Source organism: Streptomyces macrosporus (assembly GCF_039533145.1).
GTDB classification, from domain to species: Bacteria; Actinomycetota; Actinomycetes; order Streptomycetales; family Streptomycetaceae; genus Streptomyces; species Streptomyces macrosporus.
In genome coordinates this window covers 318,693-336,896 of the sequence record NZ_BAAASZ010000051.1, presented here as the reverse complement: position 1 = coordinate 336,896, position 18,204 = coordinate 318,693, and the positions used below count along the sequence as shown (strand labels likewise).

Annotated in this window: 19 protein-coding genes; 11 read left to right on the top strand and 8 right to left on the bottom strand. The window is 74.1% G+C overall.

Annotated elements, in window-relative coordinates:
* Positions 1–97: 97 nt before the first annotated feature.
* Positions 98–2,284 carry a S9 family peptidase gene (locus ABD335_RS29190; RefSeq protein WP_344328876.1) on the bottom strand — a complete coding sequence of 729 codons (2,187 nt, stop codon included), beginning with the start codon at positions 2,282–2,284 and terminating at the stop codon, positions 98–100.
* Positions 2,285–2,560: 276 nt separating this feature from the next.
* Between ABD335_RS29190 and ABD335_RS29185 the strand changes: the two genes are divergently transcribed.
* From ABD335_RS29185 to ABD335_RS29170, 4 genes are all read left to right on the top strand, one after another.
* Positions 2,561–2,755 (top strand): hypothetical protein, encoded by a 195-nt coding sequence (locus tag ABD335_RS29185; RefSeq protein ID WP_031506105.1) that lies wholly within the window; start codon positions 2,561–2,563, stop codon positions 2,753–2,755.
* 28 nt (positions 2,756–2,783) lie between these two features.
* The gene (mshB, locus tag ABD335_RS29180) at positions 2,784–3,701 is read left to right on the top strand and encodes an N-acetyl-1-D-myo-inositol-2-amino-2-deoxy-alpha-D-glucopyranoside deacetylase (protein WP_344328874.1); all 918 of its coding nucleotides are present in this window, start codon (positions 2,784–2,786) and stop codon (positions 3,699–3,701) included.
* On the top strand, positions 3,698–4,069 hold the full coding sequence (locus ABD335_RS29175) for a DUF6113 family protein (RefSeq protein WP_344328873.1): 372 nt from the start codon (positions 3,698–3,700) through the stop codon (positions 4,067–4,069). Before mshB ends, ABD335_RS29175 begins: the two co-directional genes overlap by 4 nt.
* 238 nt (positions 4,070–4,307) lie before the next feature.
* Positions 4,308–6,299, top strand: coding sequence for a peptidoglycan binding domain-containing protein (locus ABD335_RS29170; RefSeq protein WP_344328871.1), 1,992 nt, complete (start codon positions 4,308–4,310; stop codon positions 6,297–6,299).
* Between the two features lie 65 nt (positions 6,300–6,364).
* On the opposite strand, the gene ABD335_RS29165 is transcribed toward ABD335_RS29170, so the two are convergent.
* A complete protein-coding gene (locus ABD335_RS29165) occupies positions 6,365–7,231 on the bottom strand; it encodes a transglutaminase-like and tetratricopeptide repeat-containing protein (RefSeq protein ID WP_344328870.1) in 867 nt (288 codons plus the stop codon).
* A 20-nt stretch (positions 7,232–7,251) separates the two neighbouring features.
* Entirely contained in the window at positions 7,252–8,271 is a 1,020-nt protein-coding gene (locus ABD335_RS29160; RefSeq protein ID WP_344328869.1) for a GNAT family N-acetyltransferase, read from the bottom strand.
* A 143-nt stretch (positions 8,272–8,414) separates the two neighbouring features.
* Between ABD335_RS29160 and fdxA the strand changes: the two genes are divergently transcribed.
* Both fdxA and dapC read left to right on the top strand, forming a co-directional pair.
* Positions 8,415–8,738, top strand: a complete 324-nt coding sequence (fdxA, locus tag ABD335_RS29155; RefSeq protein WP_344328866.1) for a ferredoxin — start codon at positions 8,415–8,417, stop codon at positions 8,736–8,738.
* Positions 8,739–8,827: 89 nt separating this feature from the next.
* The gene (gene dapC, locus ABD335_RS29150) at positions 8,828–9,925 is read left to right on the top strand and encodes a succinyldiaminopimelate transaminase (protein WP_344328865.1); all 1,098 of its coding nucleotides are present in this window, start codon (positions 8,828–8,830) and stop codon (positions 9,923–9,925) included.
* Between the two features lie 117 nt (positions 9,926–10,042).
* Here dapC and ABD335_RS29145 read toward each other — a convergent pair whose 3' ends face one another.
* Together ABD335_RS29145 and ABD335_RS29140 are read right to left on the bottom strand one after the other, a co-directional pair.
* Positions 10,043–10,552, bottom strand: coding sequence for an ATP-binding protein (locus tag ABD335_RS29145; RefSeq protein WP_344328863.1), 510 nt, complete (start codon positions 10,550–10,552; stop codon positions 10,043–10,045).
* 359 nt (positions 10,553–10,911) lie between these two features.
* Positions 10,912–11,838, bottom strand: coding sequence for a VldE C-terminal domain-containing protein (locus tag ABD335_RS29140; RefSeq protein ID WP_344328862.1), 927 nt, complete (start codon positions 11,836–11,838; stop codon positions 10,912–10,914).
* Between the two features lie 93 nt (positions 11,839–11,931).
* Here ABD335_RS29140 and dapE point away from each other — a divergent pair, with 93 nt between their 5' ends.
* Both dapE and ABD335_RS29130 read left to right on the top strand, forming a co-directional pair.
* Positions 11,932–13,032 (top strand): succinyl-diaminopimelate desuccinylase, encoded by a 1,101-nt coding sequence (gene dapE / locus ABD335_RS29135; protein WP_344328860.1) that lies wholly within the window; start codon positions 11,932–11,934, stop codon positions 13,030–13,032.
* Positions 13,033–13,176: 144 nt separating this feature from the next.
* The gene (locus ABD335_RS29130) at positions 13,177–13,974 is read left to right on the top strand and encodes an LOG family protein (RefSeq protein WP_344328857.1); all 798 of its coding nucleotides are present in this window, start codon (positions 13,177–13,179) and stop codon (positions 13,972–13,974) included.
* 17 nt (positions 13,975–13,991) lie between these two features.
* Here ABD335_RS29130 and folP read toward each other — a convergent pair whose 3' ends face one another.
* Positions 13,992–14,852 (bottom strand): dihydropteroate synthase, encoded by an 861-nt coding sequence (gene folP, locus ABD335_RS29125; protein WP_344328856.1) that lies wholly within the window; start codon positions 14,850–14,852, stop codon positions 13,992–13,994.
* Between the two features lie 147 nt (positions 14,853–14,999).
* Between folP and ABD335_RS29120 the strand changes: the two genes are divergently transcribed.
* Together ABD335_RS29120 and ABD335_RS29115 are read left to right on the top strand one after the other, a co-directional pair.
* Positions 15,000–15,377 (top strand): DivIVA domain-containing protein, encoded by a 378-nt coding sequence (locus tag ABD335_RS29120; protein ID WP_344328854.1) that lies wholly within the window; start codon positions 15,000–15,002, stop codon positions 15,375–15,377.
* Positions 15,374–15,973, top strand: a complete 600-nt coding sequence (locus tag ABD335_RS29115; RefSeq protein ID WP_344328853.1) for a DNA-3-methyladenine glycosylase I — start codon at positions 15,374–15,376, stop codon at positions 15,971–15,973. Before ABD335_RS29120 ends, ABD335_RS29115 begins: the two co-directional genes overlap by 4 nt.
* A gap of 30 nt (positions 15,974–16,003) precedes the next feature.
* Here the strand turns inward: ABD335_RS29115 and chcB are convergent, their stop codons facing one another.
* Entirely contained in the window at positions 16,004–16,792 is a 789-nt protein-coding gene (gene chcB, locus ABD335_RS29110) for a 2-cyclohexenylcarbonyl CoA isomerase (protein ID WP_344328852.1), read from the bottom strand.
* Positions 16,793–17,070: 278 nt separating this feature from the next.
* Here chcB and ABD335_RS29105 point away from each other — a divergent pair, with 278 nt between their 5' ends.
* On the top strand, positions 17,071–17,238 hold the full coding sequence (locus ABD335_RS29105; RefSeq protein ID WP_014137929.1) for a DUF3117 domain-containing protein: 168 nt from the start codon (positions 17,071–17,073) through the stop codon (positions 17,236–17,238).
* A 152-nt stretch (positions 17,239–17,390) separates the two neighbouring features.
* Here the strand turns inward: ABD335_RS29105 and ABD335_RS29100 are convergent, their stop codons facing one another.
* A complete protein-coding gene (locus ABD335_RS29100; RefSeq protein WP_344328849.1) occupies positions 17,391–18,080 on the bottom strand; it encodes an O-methyltransferase in 690 nt (229 codons plus the stop codon).
* Between the last annotated feature and the right edge of the window lie 124 nt (positions 18,081–18,204).

Here is an 18,204-nt window from a genome sequence, read left to right as displayed (position 1 = left end):
CGAGAGCCTCCGAGCACCGCTCGGACGCCCACGGGTGCCGCCGCGGCCACCGGCCGCGGCGGCACCCGTGCGTTCGGGGCCGGGGCGCCCGGGGCGGCTACGCCACCCCCAACGCCCGCTTGAGGAAGGCGACCTGGAGCAGCAGCAGGTTCTCCGCCACCTGCTCCTGCGGGGTCATGTGGGTCACCCCGGACAGCGGCAGCACCTCGTGCGGACGGCCCGCGGCCAGCAGCGCCGAGGACAGCCGCAGGGTGTGGGCGGCCACCACGTTGTCGTCGGCCAGACCGTGGACGATCATCAGCGGCCGGTGCCGTTCGGCCGGCGCGGACAGCCCCTCGTCGGTGACCAGGGAGTTGGCCGCGTACACCTCGGGCCGCTCCTGCGGCAGACCCAGGTAGCGCTCGGTGTAGTGGGTGTCGTACAGCCGCCAGTCCGTCACGGGCGCGCCCGCCACGGCCGCGTGGAAGACGTCCGGTCGGCGCAGGACGGCCAGCGCCGCCAGGTAGCCGCCGTAGGACCAGCCGCGGATGCCGACCCGGTCCAGGTCGAGGGGGTGGGTTTCGGCCAGCGCGTGCAGGGCCTCGACCTGGTCGTCGAGGGTGACCCCCGCCAGGTCGCCCGCGACCGCCTTCTCCCAGGCGGGGGAGGTGCCCGGGGTGCCGCGGCCGTCCGCGACCACCACGGCGAAGCCCTGGTCCGCGAACCACTGCGAGGTCAGGTGCGGGTTGTGCGCGGCCACCACGCGCCGGCCGTGCGGACCGCCGTAGGGGTCCATCAGGACCGGCAGCACCCCGTCGCCGTCGCGGTGGCCGGTGGGCAGCAGCACGGCCGCGGGGATGCGGCGCCCGCCGGCCCGCAGCAGCCGGGGGCGGGCGGTCAGCACGGGCGTCTCGGCGTGGGATTCGATCACCGCCAGCGGCTCCGGGGCGCCCTTGCCGCTCTCGGGCAGGCGCAGCGCCTCCACGCGCGCGCCGGGGCGGTCCAGGGTGGCGGTGGAGAGCACCACCGTGTCCCCGCCGCGGACGGCGGAGGCGACGTGCGGGGTGTCCTCGGGGGAGACCCGCTCCCAGCCCCCCTGGTCGCCGCTGCCGCGGAACCAGGCGCGGTGGACGGCGATCTCCCCCACCGGGGCGTCCTCGGGCGCCTCCGGTCCGGCGGAGGCGGAGAACAGCACGTCCTCCTCGCCGATGTCCAGCACCGCCTCCACGTGCAGCGCGGCGGAGGTGAGCGGACGGTCCCCGACCACCAGGACCCGGGCCCCGCCCTCGTCCGCGATCCGCACCAGACGTCCGTCGGGCGTCCACGCCGGCACGCCGGGGAACAGTTCCAGCCACGCCGGGTCCTCGTCCGCGTGGACGGGTGTGGTGCGGCCGGTGGCGGTGTCCACGGTCAGGTGGAGCTGGCCGCGCTGGTCGCGCGACTGGACGAGCAGCAGGGGCGGCCCGGCGGCCGACCAGTGGACGCGCGCCAGGTACGGGTAGCGGGCCCGGTCCCAGACCACCTCGGTGCGGCCCGCGCCCTCCCCGCCGTCGAGGTCGATCAGATGGAGCGTCACCTCGGCGTTGGGCGTGCCGGCGGCCGGATAGGCGACCTCGGCCGGCTCGCTGTCGGGGTTGGCCGGGTCGGCGATCCACCAGCGGCGCACGGGCGTGTCGTCCACCCGCGCGGCCAGCAGCCGGGTTCCGTCGGGGGACCACCAGAAGCCGCGGGAGCGGTCCATCTCCTCGGCCGCGACGAACTCCGCCAGCCCCCAGGTGACGCGTCCGCCGCCGGGGGTGTCCTCCGGCTCGGCGAGCACCCGGTCGGCCCCGCCGTCGACGTCGACCACCCGCAGGGCACCGCCGACGACGTAGGCCACGCGCCGACCGTCCGGGGACGGACGGGGGTCCACCACCGGGGTGGGGGTGGGGACCTCGCGCGAGACGGCGGCGCGCAGGTCGGCGACGAACAGCCGCCCCGACAGGGCGAAGGCCGCCGTTTCCACGGCGGAGTCGGTCGCGTAGCCGACCACCCCGGCCGAGCCCTCGCGGCTCCGCTCGCGCCGGGCGCGCTCCTCCGGGGACAGCTCCTCGTCCGCCCCGCCGAGCAGCGCCCGGGGATCGGCCGCGGCGCGCTCCCCGGGGCCGTCCGGGGACAGGTCCCTCACCCACAGCAGGTTCGTCCGGTCGGTGCCGCCGCGGGAGCGGAGGAAGACGACCCGGGAACCGTCCGGGGCCACGGTGAACGCGCGTGGCGCTCCCAGGGTGAAGCGCTGCGTCCTGGCGTGCTGGCGTGGAAACGACATGACCATGGGCCGAGCGTACGGTGTCCCGCCGCACCGCCTCCCCGCTTCGCCTCCCGTGGCCCTGCGACCGTGCCCCGACGGCCCGCCACGGGGGGACGTGTCCAAGGTCACACGGGTGTGCGCCCCTCTTCTGCACCCGTGCACCGATCCGTGCCGTCTCACGGAAAGTTATGATCCGTTGCGCATCGTTCGCGATGGGGTATGTAGCTCCTGACAGACCCTGTCGTACAAACGTCCTGTTCCGTGTCGACCGCACGCTCTTGGAGGTGAACCGCCGTGGCACTCTCGATTTCGGCGGTGGTGCTGCTGGCGATCATCGTCTTCCTGCTGATCAAGAAATCAGGGCTGAAGGCCGGGCACGCCGTGGTCTGCATGCTCCTGGGGTTCTACCTGGCCAGTTCGTCCATCGCCCCCACGATCAGCGAGTTGACCTCCAGCGTCGCGGGCATGATCGGCGGCATCAAGTTCTGACGACGGCGCGCGGCGTAGGCTCGGATCCATGACCGAGCTTCCCGCGCGCCGCCTGATGCTGGTCCACGCGCATCCCGACGACGAGTCGATCACCAACGGCGTCACCATGGCGCGATACGCCGCCGAGGGTGCGCTGGTCACCCTGGTCACCTGCACGCTGGGCGAGGAGGGCGAGGTCATCCCGCCCGCGCTGGCGCACCTGGCGGCCGATCGGGAGGACACCCTGGGCGCCCACCGGATCGGTGAACTGCGGCACGCCATGCGGGAGTTGGGCGTGTCCGACCACCGCTTCCTCGGCGGGCCGGGGCACTACCGCGACTCGGGGATGTTCGGCACCCCCGCCAACGAGCGCCCCGGCTGCTTCTGGCGCGCGGACGTCGACGAGGCCGCCTCCCACCTGGTGGAGGAGATCCGCCAGGTGCGTCCCCAGGTGCTCGTCACCTACGACCCCGACGGCGGGTACGGCCACCCCGACCACATCCAGGCCCACCGGGTGGCGATGCGCGCGGTGGAGCTGGCGGCCGACCCCGCCCACCGCCCCGACCTGGGCGAGCCGCACCGGGTCGGGTGCGTCTACTGGAACTGCGCGGCGCGTTCGGTGGTCGAGGAGGGCTTCGCCCGGCTGCGCGCCCGCGGCGACGGCCCCTTCCCCGAGACCGCCTCGGTCGACGACGTGCCGGGCGTGGTGGACGACGCCGAGGTCGCCGCCGTCGTCGAGGGCGGCGACGCCGAGGTGGCCGCCAAGGCGGCGGCGATGCGCGCCCACGCCACCCAGATCGTGGTGGCGGACCCCCCGTCGGGGCCTCCCGAGTCCTTCGCCCTGTCCAACGGGCTGAGCCAGCCGCTGCTGCGGGTGGAGCACTTCCGCCGGGCCGACGGCGTCGTCCCGGCCGAACCGGTGCGCGACCTCTTCGAGTTCGCCGGAGCGGCGGGAGGCGACCGGTGAGCGGGCGGACGGGACGGATCGCGGCGTACGCCGTGCTGGCCGTGCTCGGCGCGGTGGTGGCCCTGGCGGGCGCGCTCGTCCAGGCCGGCTGGTTCCCGCTGGGGCTGCTGCTGGCCCTCGGCGGGGCCGTGGCGCTGTTCTACGGCGGTGCGCGGCTCACCCGCACGAAGGTGGGCGCGGCGGCCCCCGCGGGCGGATGGATGCTCGTGGTGCTGCTGTCGACCTCCTCGCGCCCCGAGGGCGACTTCCTCTTCGGCACCGGACTCGGCACGTACGTCTTCCTGCTGGGCGGCATGTTCGCCGCTGTGATGTGCGCCACGCTCGCACCCTCCGGACACCTCCTTCCGGACGGCGCGACGGAGCGGTGAAGAGGTTGTGAAGTGGTCGACAACGGTCGGCCGGCGGTCGACAACAGGCCAGGAAATGGCCCACAATCCGCCAGACGGTACGCCGGTATGACCCCGCCACGGGCCGTACCGGGATGGTGATTCGGCACTCCCGGGGTCCGCGGCGGCGACCCCCAGTAAGGTGGTGCGCGCCGGCGAGCCGCCCGTGCGAGCCGATCGGAACCATGGCGGGCGGCGAATCCAACCGGGAGATCCTGCTTTGAGTCGTGAAACTGACAGTCCGTCCTCCGTCCCCCAGACGCGGGGCGGTACCGCGTACCCGTCGGGGACCGAGCCGTACGGCACACCGGTCGACGGTGCGCCGGGCGAGCCCGCCGGGCGGGGCGCCGCGCGGCCGGGCGAGCCGAAGACAGAGACCACGCTGACCACCCGCATCCGGATCAACATCCCGGGTTCCCGGCCCATCCCTCCGGTCGTCGTGCGCAAGCCCGTCGGCGAGGACACCGTCTCCTCGGACGAGACGACGACGGGGGCCGACGCCGCGACGGACGCCGGCGCGAACGGCACGGTGCCCTCCGCCGCGGACATCCCGTCCCAGGGCGCGAACGGCACGGCCGCGGACGCGGGTTCGTCCACGACGGGCGGCTCCTCCTCCACCTCCGGCGGCCGGCCGACCAGTTCCTGGTTCGCCCCGCGCAAGCCCCCGAGGGGCGGCGCCTCCGGCGGCGCTCCGGCCGGGCCGCCGCGGCAGCGCACCGACACCCCGCCGCACGGCTCGCCCATCGGCGCCCTGGCGGACACCGGCCCGCTCGCTGCGGCCGACCGCGCGAACGGCACCCCGTCGGGGCCGGGCCACACCCCGCCGCACGGTGTCCCCGCCGCCACGCCGCCCCACGGCGTCCCCACCGCGACCCCGCCGCACGGCGTGCCCGTCGCGGGCGGTCCCAGCGGGCCCACCACCGGGCCGGCCACCGGCGACATGCCGCTGCTGCCGCCCGGTTTCCGGCACCCCGGAGCCGCGCCGGGCGCGTCCTCCCCGCTGTCCCCCCAGGCGTCCTCCCCGACGGAGACCGGACCGCAGCCGACCGTGCCCGGACCGGCCACCGCGCCCGAGCCCCCGCGGACCGGCGGCCCGGCGCCCGACCTCGGCGGTCCCGCCCCCACCGGCGGCCGGGTCTCCGGCGACACCCTGGTCAGCGGCATCCCGCGCGTACCGCCGGCCGACGACGACGGCCGGGCCGCCCCGGCCCCGGGGAACTCCGGCGCCCCGGTGCCTCCGCCCGCGCAGGTCTCCGCCAAGCGGGGCCGTTCCAAGCTCGTCCTGGTCGGTGTCGCGGCCTTCGGCGTGCTCGGCGTGGCGTACGGCGCCGGCCTGCTGCTCGACCACGCCGACGTGCCCAACGGCACCACCGTCCTCGGCGTGGAGATCGGCGGCACCGACCGGCAGACGGCGATGAACAAGCTCGAAGCCGTCCTCGGCGAGCGCGCGGACACGCCGCTGGTCCTGAAGGTCGAGGGCGAGGAGAAGACGCTCAAGCCGACCGTCGCGGGCCTGGCGCTCGACACCGAGACCACCGTGCGCAACGCCTCCGGACGGGACTACAACCCGGTCTCCGTCATCGGTTCGCTCCTGGGCGGCGCCCGCCACGCCGAACCGGTCTTCAAGGTCGACGAGGAGAAGCTCACCGCCGCCCTGAAGGACCTGACCGCGGGGGTCTCGAACGGCCAGGCGCAGGACGGCATGGTCAAGTTCGTCAACGGCAAGGCCGTCGGCGTCCCGGGCAAGCCCCACAAGGCCGTGGACGTCGCCCAAGGCGCGGACCTGGTCGAGGGCGCCTACCGCGAGCAGGTCGCCACGGGCGACAGGGCCCCCGTCACCCTGCCGGTCTCCCTCCAGCAGCCCGAGGTGGACCAGAAGGAGATCGACCGGGCGATCCGGGAGTTCGGCGAGCCGGCGATGTCCGGCCTGGTCACGGTCAAGGCCGGCGACAGGGAGATCCCGTTCAGCCCCACCGGGTCGCTGCCGAGGTTCCTGTCGATGAAGCCGGTCGACGGCAAGCTCGTGGACACCTACGACCTGAAGGTGCTCGAGGAGCTGTACGGGAGCACCTTCGACGGCGTCCTGATCACCCGCGGCAACGGGACCAAGACCCCGGTCACCCCCCAGGACGTCGCGGGCGCGCTGCGCGAGGCGCTCCGGGAGACCGACCCCGCCAAGCGGGTCGGCGTCATCGAACTCGACCCGCAGTAGCGGCCCCGCGGACCGGTTGTCGGTCCGGCACCGGACCGGTACCGCCACCGGCGGCCCGCGCCCGGCTAGTTGAGCCGGGCACGGGCCGCTCGTGCCTGACGGCGGATGGCGTCGGCGGCGCTCGGCTCCATCGCGGCGACCGTGTCGGCGTACCGCTCCATCTCCCGGGCGCCGCCGACGAAATCGCCCCGCTCGACCAGCAGCCGCGCCCGCTCGTAGCGCAGCCGGGCCGGATGGTGCGGCAACAGGAGCGACAGCTCCACCGCCCAGAGCTGGACGTCCGTGTGCTCGGGGCGGGCCGCCGCCCACGCGCGGATGTTGTTCAGCACGCGCAGCACGATCTCCAACGGACCGGCGGGCTGGAGCATCGCCTCCGACAGCGCCACGCCCGTGGAGCCGGCCACCAGCAGTTCCACGTCCTGCTCGTCCAGCAGCCGGCCGCCCGCGAAGGGGTCGACGACGACGTGCTCGCCCGCCGGGTCCCCGAGGCCGACGACGAAGTGCCCCGGCAGCGCGATCCCGTACACCGGCGCGCCCGCCCGGCGCGCGACCTCCATCCACACCACCGACAGCAGGATCGGCAGGCCGCGCCGCCGCTTCAGCACCTCGCCCAGCAGCGAGGACTCCAACCTGCGGTAGTCGTCGGCGGTACCGTGGAAACCGTGCTTCTCGCCGAGCAGGACGGCCAGGGCGCGCGCCCACCCGCGCGGGTCGCGCGAGGGCTCGTACGGCAGCAGGCCCGTGAGCCGGTCCAGCTCGATCTGCGCCGCGTCGACGGCCTCCTCGCCCGCCTCGGCGTCGGCCTCGGCGTTGATCAGCAGGCACAGCAGCGCCAGGTCGGGGCGCTCGGCCCGCGCGGCCTCCGCGAAGCGCTCCCGCACCGTGGCGTCCCTCCCGTTCTCCGCGGCGTCCCGGTTGTCATGGCTGTCCATGTGGCACTCCGTACCCGCGCTCAGCCCCGGGGAGCACGGCGATAGTGGTAGCTGTGGTGGTCGACGAAGCCCAGCCGGTCGTACAGCGCCAAGGCGGCGGTGTTCTCCGGCTCGACCTGGAGGTACGCCGCCGAGGCGCCCTCCTCCAGCGCCGCGCGGGCCAGCTCCGCCATGACCGCCGTCGCCAGCCCCTCGCGCCGCCGCCCGGGGGCGACCTCGACGGCGGCGAACCCCGCCCACCGGCCGTCCACCACGCACCGTCCGATGGCGGCCGGGGCGGCGCTCCCGCCCTCCGCGCCGTCCCCCGGCACGGTGGCGAACCACACCGACGGGCCGCCGGCCAGCACCTTCAGCGCGTCCTCGGCCGATTCCGCCGAGGAGCCGCGGTGGTACGCGCCCAGCCAGACCTCGTCCGGCCGGCGCGACAGCCGCACCCGCGGGTCCGGTTCGCGGTCGGCCAGCGGCGCGAGCGCGGCCGTGCGCAGGACGGCGAACCGCTCGGCCGTCCAGCCGCGCCGCTCCAGCTCGGCGCCGAGCAGCTCGTCGGTGTCGGTGCCGCCCGTGGCGATCTGGACCAGGGCGGGCAGGCCGCGCTCCCCGTACCAGCGGACGGTCTCCGCCAGGGCCGCGTCCAGCTCCACACCGGGGTCGCCGAGGGGCAGGACGGAGTTGGCGCGGCCGGTGAAGCCGCCGGACGCGCGGAGCGTCCACCCGCCCAGCCGGGCGGTCTCGACCGCGGGCCAGCCGCGCGCCGCCACCTCCCGCAGCTCCCGCGCGTCCGCCGCGGGCCCCCTCCTGCGGGCGGGCGCGGCGGGCACCACCTTCCCCGCGACCAGGGCCGACTCCTCCAGCCGCACGATCCCACCGCCGCGCCGCGTGATCGAGAGCACACCGTCCGCCCACGATGTGAGAACGCCGACCGTGTCGGTGAAGGCCGGCCCCGCGCCCCCGGAACCGGTCAGACTGCGCACCGAGACACGTTTGCCCACGTCATCGGCGCTGATACGAAGTTCGAGTCGTCCGCCCACGGTGAACTCCACGGCCCTGACCACCCCTCCTGTTCGTCTCCTGCCCAAGAACGGAGATACTAGGTGCGGGCATCGACGACGCCGCGCTCCCGCGCGCCATCGCGGACCAGCCAAACCGGACCGGCTGCCGCGCCCTACCGAGGAGGAACGACAGCGTGACCTACGTCATCGCGCAGCCTTGTGTCGACGTGAAGGACAAGGCCTGCATCGAGGAGTGCCCCGTCGACTGCATCTACGAGGGCCGGCGGTCCTTGTACATCCACCCGGACGAATGCGTCGACTGCGGTGCCTGTGAACCGGTCTGCCCGGTCGAGGCCATCTTCTACGAGGACGACGTCCCCGAGGAGTGGAAGGACTACTACAAGGCCAACGTCGAGTTCTTCGACGAGCTGGGCTCGCCCGGCGGGGCCAGCAAGCTCGGCCTGATCGAGCGCGACCACCCGTTCGTCGCCGCGCTGCCGCCGCAGGAAAACGAGTGATCCGACGGCGGCCCCAGAGCTGACCCCGGTCCCGCACGGCTCCGCGCCGTGCGGGACCGGGTTTTTTCCCGGAAAGAGAGCGAAGACAAGTGCCACCCCTGTCCTCCCGTCTGCCGGTCTTCCCGTGGGACCGGCTGGAGCCGTACAAGAAGACCGCGGCCGCGCACCCGGACGGCATCGTGGACCTCTCCGTGGGGACCCCGGTCGACCCGGTGCCCGACGTGATCAAGGAGGCGCTCGTCGCCGCCGGCGACAGCCCCGGCTATCCGACGGTGTGGGGCACCACCGAACTGCGGGACGCGATCGTCGGCTGGAGCGAGCGGCGGCTGGGCGCGCGGGGGCTGGCGCACACCCACGTCCTGCCGGTCGTCGGCTCCAAGGAGCTGGTGGCCTGGCTGCCGATCCAGCTCGGCATCGGCGCCGGGGACAAGGTGGCCTTTCCGCGGCTGGCGTACCCGACGTACGAGGTGGGGGCGCGGCTGGCGGGCGCCGAGCCGGTCGTCTACGACGAGCCGCGCGAGGTCGACCCCGAGGGACTGCGGCTGCTGTGGCTGAACTCCCCCTCCAACCCCACCGGTCGGGTGCTGCCGAAGGAGGAGCTGAAGGCGACCGTCGCCTGGGCGCGCGAGCACGGAGTGCTGGTCTTCAGCGACGAGTGCTACCTGGAGCTGGGCTGGGAGGCCGAGCCGGTCTCCGTCCTCCACCCGGACGTCTGCGGCGGCGGCCACGAGGGCATCGTCGCCGTCCACTCGCTCTCCAAGCGCTCCAACCTGGCCGGCTACCGCGCCGCGTTCCTGGTCGGGGACGAGGGGATCCTCGCCGAACTGCTGCGGGTGCGCAAGCACGGCGGGATGATGGTGCCCGCCCCGGTGCAGGCCGCCACGGTGGCGGCGCTCGGCGACGACGCGCACGTGGCCGAGCAGCGCGAGCGCTACGCGGCGCGGCGCTCGGCGCTGCGCACCGCGCTGGAGGCGAACGGCTTCCGGATCGAGCACAGCGAGGCGTCGCTGTACCTGTGGGCGACGCGGGACGAACCCTGCTGGGAGACGGTGGAGGAGCTGTCCCGGCGCGGCGTGCTGGTGGCGCCGGGCGACTTCTACGGCCCGGCGGGGGAGCGGTTCGTGCGGGTCGCCTTCACCGCGACGGACGAACGGGTAGGGGAGGCCGTGCGGCGCCTCACCGCGTGAGCCGTCGAGCGAGCCGTACCGCGCGCGGGCCGACGACGTGCGGCAGGGGCCCGGGGACCGAACGGTTCCCGGGCCCTGTGCGCGTGAGGCGGCACACGGTCGGCGCGCGTACGGGCGTCAGCCCAGCGGCAGGTCCTTGACCGGCAGCTTGTCGACGCCGGGCAGGATGTCCGTGGGCAGGCTGTCGGTCGCCTTGCTCAGCTTCTTGGTGGAGGGCAGCTTGCCCTTCGCCTTCGCCTTGGCCTTGCCCTTGCCGCCCTTGTCCTTGGCGGTGGACTTGGCGGTGTCGCCGAGGAGGGAGCCGGTGGCGCCGGTCGCCTTGCCCGCGGCCTTCTGCGCGGTGGGAAGGGCGGTCTTGCCCATGGAGCCGACGGTCTCGCCGGCGGCCGGGACGACCTTCCTGACGGTCTTGCCGCCGGTCTTGCCCGCCTGGTCGGTGACGTCGCGCGAGGTGTCGTCGATGGCGTCGCCCAGGTCCGCGCCGTCCAGGTTGCTCAGCCCGCCCAGGTCCTTGGCGGGCAGGAGCTCGGCGGCGTTCGCGGAACCGGTCGCACCGACTGCGGAGGCGGCGCCCGCTGCGAGCAGCAGCGCGGTCCGTGCGATCCGGCGCGAGAGGGGGAGGGACATGTTGCTCCTTCGACGGAGAATGAGGCTTGCGGAAATTCCTCCGGACGCTGGGTCCGAAAGGCGTCGTGCGCATCCGGCCGGGCGGTGCCCTCCGGACGCCGTGCCTATCGCGCCGGATGCCTCGGAAGTTGCGGTCGCGCGGGTAAAGGATTGGCAATGCGGGGCATTGTCCGGAGGGGGCGAGAACGGACAATCCGGCCAGAACGAATGCCGTCGCAAAATCGTCGCAGCCCCGTGTTCCCAAGGGAAAGGACGGGTTCGGGGAAGAGTGCCGCGCGGCGGTTCCCGGACCCTTTCGCGGAACCGCCCGAGACCCCCGTTCGGGTGACGGCGGGACCGCCGCGCGGTGACGCCGGACGCTACCGGGCGGTGACGATGACGACCTCGGAGCGGTACGCGTCCTCGGTCGTGCGCCAGCCCTCCTCCGCCCTGTCGGCTTCCCAGACTCGCTTTCCGTAGGAGACGCGTTCGATCCCCAACTCGAAGGAGTGGGCCACGGCCCAGTGCGCCACCTCCCAGCCGCGCCGGTCGACGTCGGTCTCGGTGCCGCGGGCGGGGGTGTGGACCGGGACGGAGAGGACCGGGTCGGGCGCGCTGCGGCCGCTCCCGCCGCCCCCGACCCGGGCGGAGTCCGGCAGCACGTCCTCGCCGAACTCGCGGACCAGCTTCTCCCGCACCCGCACCGGGTCGCCCGCGACCGTGCTCCCGCCCGCGTCGGGGACGCAGGTGAGGGAGGCGGCCCGGCGGCCGGTGAGCGCGGCGGTGAGCAGCGCGGCCCGGGACTCGTGCTTGGCGTAGGCGTCGGGGAAGCCGCTGCGCTGCACCCGCTGCGCGGCGACGGTCAGCGGCAGGCGGGAGTAGCCGGGGATCTCCACCAGGTGGTCGTAGAACTTCCCGGCCGCGTACACCGGGTCCATGATCTGCTCCGGCGTCCCCCATCCCTGGGAGGGACGCTGCTGGAACAGGCCGACGGAGTCCCGGTCGCCGTAGTCGATGTTGCGCAGCGCCGACTCCTGCATGGCGGTGGCCAGGGCGATGGTGACCGCCCGCTCGGGCAGGCCCCGGGCGGAGGCGACGGCCTCGATGGTCGCGGCGTTGGCGGCCTGCTGGGGCTCTATCACGTACGGCTCGCCGTCGCCGGCGGCGGTCACGGTACATCTGGCCGGTCCGGACCCGCCGGGATCGTGGCGCACCAGCAGATACCCGGCGAGTCCGAGCAGCACGACACACGCGGCGGCGAGGCGCACCAGCCGGCCGCGAGGCGGAGTGGAAGCTCGCTCGGACACGCGACAAAGGTACCGGTGTCCACCGCGGATGTGGCCCGGCCGTCGGAGGACCGGGCGCACGGGCCGCCGCGGGGGGCGGATAGGGTCGACGTCATGGAGCGTGCCCCCCTGGACCCCGACGCCGACGCCGTCCTCGACCTGACGCAGGACGCGGCGCGGCTGACCGCGCGACTCGTCGACATCCCCTCGGTCAGCGGTGACGAGAAACCGCTGGCGGACGCGGTCGAGGTCGCGCTGCGCGCCCTGCCGCACCTGCGCGTGGACCGGTACGGCAACAACGTCGTCGCCCGGACCGACCTGGGCCGGGCCGAACGGGTCGTCCTGGCCGGGCACATCGACACCGTGCCGATCGCCGACAACGTGCCCTCCCGGCTGGAGGACGGCGTGCTGTGGGGCTGCGGGACCTCCGACATGAAGTCCGGGGTCGCCGTCCAACTGCGGATCGCCGCCACGGTCCCCGCCCCGAACCGGGACCTGACCTTCGTCTTCTACGACAACGAGGAGGTCGACGCGCACCTCAACGGCCTCGGCCGGCTGGCCCGGGCCCACCCCGACTGGCTGGCCGGGGACTTCGCGGTGCTGCTGGAACCCTCCGACGGCCGGGTCGAGGGCGGCTGTCAGGGCACGCTGCGGGTCAAGCTGCGCACCACCGGACAGCGCGCGCACTCCGCGCGGAGCTGGATGGGGGAGAACGCCGTCCACGCCGCCGCCCCGATCCTCGCCCGCCTGGCCGCCTACGAGCCCAGGCGACCGGTGATCGACGGGCTGGAGTTCCGCGAGGGCCTGAACGCCGTGGGGATCGAGGGCGGTGTCGCGGGCAACGTCATCCCGGACGAGTGCACCGTCACCGTCAACTACCGCTACGCGCCCGACCTCACCGAGGAGCAGGCGCTGGAGCACGTCCGCGAGGTGTTCGCGGACTGCGGGGTGGACGAGATCGTGGTGGCCGACAGCTCCGGGCCGGCGCTGCCCGGCCTGTCGCACCCGGCCGCCGCGGCCTTCGTGGCGGCGGTCGGCGGCGAGGTGCGGCCGAAGTTCGGCTGGACCGACGTCTCCCGGTTCAGCGCGCTGGGCGTCCCCGCCGTCAACTACGGTCCCGGGAACCCCAACGTGGCACACCGGCGGGACGAGCACGTCGAGACCGCGGCGATCCTGCGCTGCGAGGAGCGGCTGCGCGCCTGGCTGACCGCCTGATCGCTGGGTATCCGGTGGCACGGACCCTCGACGGTCCGGTCGCCGGGGCGCCCGGACGAGTTCCCCCTCGTGTCACCCGGGCCTGCGTACCCTGGCGGCCTGCACGTCATCGACGGACGACACAGCGACACAGGGAGGACACGTATGGGCAGGGCCGAGGAGTTCGAACGGGGCGAGCCGCGGGAGCGCCGTCTGGGGCCGGTGGTGCGCCGCCGCGACCAGATCCAGCCCAGCACCACCGATCAGCGGCTGCTGGACACCGCCGGCCCCTCGGACTGGGTGCACCAGGACCCCTGGCGGGTCATGCGCATCCAGTCCGAGTTCGTGGAGGGCTTCGGCACCCTCGCCGAACTCGGCCCCGCCATCAGCGTCTTCGGCTCGGCGCGCACCCCGGAGGGCTCGCCCGAGTACGAGGCGGGGGTGCGGATCGGCCGGGCCCTGGCGGAGGCCGGGTTCACGGTGATCACGGGCGGCGGCCCCGGGGCCATGGAGGCGGCCAACCGGGGCGCGAACGAGGCGGGCGGCGTCTCGGTCGGCCTGGGCATCGAGCTCCCCTTCGAGCAGGGGCTGAACCGGTACGTCGACATCGGCGTCAACTTCCGCTACTTCTTCGTGCGCAAGACGATGTTCGTCAAGTACGCGAGCGGCTTCGTCGTCCTGCCGGGCGGCATGGGCACCATGGACGAGCTGTTCGAGGCGATCACCCTGGTCCAGACGCGGAAGGTCACCCGCTTCCCCATCGTGCTGTTCGGCACGGAGTACTGGCAGGGCCTGGTGGACTGGCTGCGCGACACCGTCGTCGCGGGCGGCAAGGCCGGCCCGCACGACCTGGAGCTGTTCCACCTCACCGACGACGTCGACGAGACGGTCAAGCTGGTCTCCCAGGAGCTCGCCGCGCCGGACCGGTCGGTGGAGCGCGAACTGCCGGAGGAGCCCGCCTGAGCGCGGCCCGGCCGCGCTCAGGCCAGGCCGCGGCGGGCGACGGCCGGCGGACGCAGGCCCGCGATGGAGGCGACCATGTCCAGCACCTGACGGGTCTCGGCCACCTCGTGGACGCGGAAGACCCGCGCGCCCAGCCACGCGGACACCGCCGTCGTGGCCAGGGTGCCGGTCAGCCGCTCCTTGACCGGCTTGTCCAGCGTCTCCCCGACGAAGTCCTTGTTGGAGAGCGACACCAGCACCGGCCACCCCGTGGCCGTCATCTCCTCCAGCCGCCGGGTGACCTCCAGGGAGTGCCGGGTGTTCTTGCCGAAGTCGTGCCCGGGGTCGATCAGGATCGCGTCCCGCCGCACCCCCAGCCCGACCGCGCGCTCCGCCAGGCCGACGGTGGTCCGCAGCACGTCGGCCATGACGTCCTCGTACGCCACCCGGTGCGGCCTGGTCCGCGGCCTGGCGCCGCCGGTGTGCGTGCAGACCAGCCCGGCGCCGTACCGCGCCGCCACCTCGGCGAGCTTCGGGTCCACGCCGCCCCAGGCGTCGTTGAGCAGGTCGGCGCCCGCCTCGCAGACCGCCTCGCCCACCTCGTGCCGCCAGGTGTCCACGCTGATCACCACGTCCGGGTGGCGCCGCCGCACCTCGGCGACGAAGCCGACCGTGCGCCGCACCTCCTCCTCGACCGTCACCTCCTCGCCGGGGCCGGCCTTCACCCCGCCGATGTCGACGATGGCGGCGCCCTCCGCCACCGCCTGCTCGACCCGGTCCAGCGCCGGTCCGTCGCGGAAGGTGGCGCCCCGGTCGTAGAAGGAGTCCGGCGTCCGGTTCACGATGGCCATGACCACCGTCTCGTGCTCGTCGAACTCGCGCCGTCCCAGACGCAGCATCGCTGTCCTCTCCTCGCGGCCCCGTGTGGCCACTGCACGGATGTCCCTCCGCCGACCCTAGCCGCCGGTGTCTCGTGGCACGATCACAGGAGGCGGTCACGGAAGCAGCCGTGCCCGTCGTCGGTGTGACGGACTCGGGGAGATGGCGTGTTCTGGTTTCTGCTGATCGCGTTGGTCGTGGTGGTCACCGCGGTCGCGTTGGCCGTGGTGGGCGGCGGCGACGGCCCCGGCCACACCGCGACGGGAGGGCTCGCCGACGCCCCTCCGGACCTGGCCGAGGCGTGGCTGCCGCCCGACCGCCCGGTGAACCGCGCGGACCTGGAGGCGCTGCGCCTTCCGATGGCCGTGCGCGGCTACCGCATGGCGGACGTCGACGACGTCCTCGACCGGCTCGGCGCCGAACTGGCCGAGCGCGACGCGCGGATCGCCGAGCTGGAGGCGTCCCTGGCGGGCGAGCAGGCGGCGGCGATGGGCGGTCCCGACCTGTTCGAGAAGCCCGGCGACGCCCCCGAGGAGCCCCGGTGACCGCCCCGGGCGCGGCCCTGCCCGGACCGGACGGACGGCTCCGCTGCCCCTGGGGCCTGGCCACCGAGGACTACACGGCGTACCACGACACCGAGTGGGGCCGCCCGGTGCACGGCGACGACGCGCTGTTCGAGCGGCTGTGCCTGGAGGCGTTCCAGTCCGGCCTGTCCTGGCTGACGATCCTCCGCCGCCGCGAGGGCTTCCGGGCGGCGTTCGCGGGCTTCCGCATCGCCGAGGTGGCACGGTTCACCGAGGCCGACCGGGAGCGGCTGCTCGCCGATCCCGGCATCGTCCGCAACCGCGCCAAGATCGACGCGGTCCTGGCCAACGCCCGGATCGTCGCGGAGTGGGAGCCGGGGGAGCTCGACGCCCTGGTGTGGTCCCACGCGCCCGACCCGGCCGGCCGTCCCGCCCCGCGCACGCTCGCCGAGGTCCCCGCGATCACCCCGCAGTCCACGGCGCTGTCGAAGGCCCTCAAGAAGCGCGGCCTGCGATTCGTCGGCCCCACCACCGCCTACGCCCTGATGCAGGCGTGCGGCCTGGTCGACGACCACCTGGCGGACTGCTGCGCCCGCGCCCCCCGTCCCGTGCCCTGACCCGGACCGGGACGGGGGCGCGGAGCGGGGTCAGCGACCGCGGAAGACGGGCTTCTCCTTGTTCACGAACGCCTCCACCGCCGCCCTGTGGTCCTCGGAGGAGCCGGCGCGGATCTGGAGCTCGGCCTCCTTCTCCAGCGTCTCGGCCAGGGAGTGCGACGAGCCGTGGGCGAGGGACTCCTTGATGGCGGCGTAGGCGGCCGTCGGCCCCTGGGCGAGGTGTCGGGCCACGGCCTCGGCCTCCTCGGCCAGCCGGTCGGCCGGTACGACCCGGTTGGCGATGCCCAGCTCCAGCGCCTCCTGCGCCTTCACGCTCCGCGGGAAGAGCAGCAGGTCGGCGGCGCGGCTCGGGCCGACCAGCCGCGGCAGCGTCCAGGAGACGCCGGAGTCGGCGGTGAGCGCCACGCCGGCGAAGGAGGTGTTGAAGGCGGCGGTGTCGGCGACCACGCGGTAGTCGGCGGCGAAGGCGAACCCGGCGCCGGCGCCGGCCGCGACGCCGTTGACGCCCGCCACCACCGGCTTGGGCATGGAGGCGATCGCGAGGGTGATCGGGTTGTAGTGCTCCCGCACGGTGTCCAGGGCGTCGCCGCCGCTCCGCCGCAACGTCTCGACGTGCTCCTTGAGGTCCTGCCCGACACAGAACGCGCGCCCCCTGCCGGTCAGCAGCACCGCGCGCACGGCGGGATCGCCGGCCGCCTCCCGCAGCGTGTCCCGCAACTCCTCCTTGAGCGCGGTGTCGAGGGCGTTCATGGCGTCGGGGCGATTGAGGACGATGGTCGCGAGACCCTCGGACACTTCGTAGAGCACGTTGTCTGCCATGGGCCCAGCATGGCAAGGACCGGCGGCGGCCGATATATGGCCGCGCGTGTGAGGTGTGTCAAACCCGTCCGCGCCGAGGCGGGAAAGAAGAGCGCGCAGTATCGCAACTTGATCCCCGAATTGGGTGGTTTTGCGTGAGCGCGTTGCGCAAGGGATACGGAACGATGTTGGTCATGCGGTCATGTGATGCGGGATAATGGCCGGGAAGCAATGTGTTCGACGCCGGTGACACCTGGGTCGTCGGCTGAGATCAGCTGGTTTCAGGAAGGGGAACGAGCATGGCGGCCATGAAGCCGCGGACGGGCGATGGCCCGCTCGAGGTGACCAAGGAGGGGCGGGGCATCATCATGCGCGTTCCGCTCGAGGGCGGTGGGCGACTCGTCGTCGAGCTGACCCCTGACGAAGCGGATGCACTCGGCGAAGCTCTGAAGAAGGCCTGCGGCTGAGGAGTCCTCGGCACCGCTCTCGCCGCCACCACCTTTGACCGAAGCCTCCGGAGCGCCCGGCGTCCGGGGGCTTCGGTGTGCTCGGGGCCGCCGGAGGAACCCCGCGGAGAGCACTCGGAGAACCGGGGAAAGGGCTTCGGGCGGGACGGGGCTCAGCGGTTCCGCTTGACCGCGCACAGCAACCCGTCGCCCACCGGCAGCAGCGACGGCAGCAGCGCGGTGCTGTCGCGGACGGTGCGCAGCAGCTCGCGCAGCTTGAGGACCTCGGCGGGCTGGGCCGAGGAGTCGACGGTGCGGCCGTCGGCGAAGACGCCCTCGAAGCAGACCAGCCCGCCCGGGCGCAGCAGGCGCAACGATTCGCCCAGGTACTCCAGGCACTCCATCCGGTCGCCGTCGCAGAACACCAGGTCGTACCCGCCGTCCGCGAGCCGCGGCAGCACGTCCAGGGCCCGGCCCGGGATGAAGCGGGCGCGGTTGGCCGCGAAGCCCGCGGCGCGGAACGCCTGGCGGGCTATCTGCTGGCACTCCGGCTCGGTGTCCACGGTGGTCAGCACGCCGTCCGGCCGCATGCCGTCCAGCAGGTGGATGCCCGACACTCCGGTCCCGGTGCCGATCTCGGCCACCGCCTTGGCGTCCACGGCGGCGGCCAGCAGCCGCAGCGCCGCGCCCGTGCCGTCCGACACCGGACGCAGCCCTGCCTCCAGGGCGCGCTCACGTGCCCAGCGCAGTGCCGCAGAGTGCTCGACGTGCTCGACGTGTTCGGCGCCGTACGCGTCGGCGAACGCCCAGCTCGTCTGCCGGTTGCCGGTAATCGCCCTCTCCTGTCCCCGTGTTCCACGCAACCGTGACTGTATCCGCTGCCGTCGGGAACCCGCAGATGGGACCGCGCGTTGGTGAAGGAGGAGGCCATGCGACGGACGGCGGGGGAACGTACATGGCGCAAGACCAAAAGACGGTCAAAGAAGC

Bases quoted from the DNA above. Each gene is read 5' to 3' on its own strand.
- ABD335_RS29190 (WP_344328876.1), bottom strand. From the start codon at position 2,284: ATGTCGTTTCCACGCCAGCACGCCAGGACGCAGCGCTTCACCCTGGGA.
- ABD335_RS29165 (WP_344328870.1), bottom strand. From the start codon at position 7,231: ATGGACAGCCATGACAACCGGGACGCCGCGGAGAACGGGAGGGACGCC.
- ABD335_RS29130 (WP_344328857.1), top strand. From the start codon at position 13,177: ATGGGCAGGGCCGAGGAGTTCGAACGGGGCGAGCCGCGGGAGCGCCGT.
- chcB (WP_344328852.1), bottom strand. From the start codon at position 16,792: ATGGCAGACAACGTGCTCTACGAAGTGTCCGAGGGTCTCGCGACCATC.
- folP (WP_344328856.1), bottom strand. From the start codon at position 14,852: ATGCTGCGTCTGGGACGGCGCGAGTTCGACGAGCACGAGACGGTGGTC.
- ABD335_RS29105 (WP_014137929.1), top strand. From the start codon at position 17,071: ATGGCGGCCATGAAGCCGCGGACGGGCGATGGCCCGCTCGAGGTGACC.
- mshB (WP_344328874.1), top strand. From the start codon at position 2,784: ATGACCGAGCTTCCCGCGCGCCGCCTGATGCTGGTCCACGCGCATCCC.
- dapE (WP_344328860.1), top strand. From the start codon at position 11,932: ATGGAGCGTGCCCCCCTGGACCCCGACGCCGACGCCGTCCTCGACCTG.
- ABD335_RS29145 (WP_344328863.1), bottom strand. From the start codon at position 10,552: ATGTCCCTCCCCCTCTCGCGCCGGATCGCACGGACCGCGCTGCTGCTC.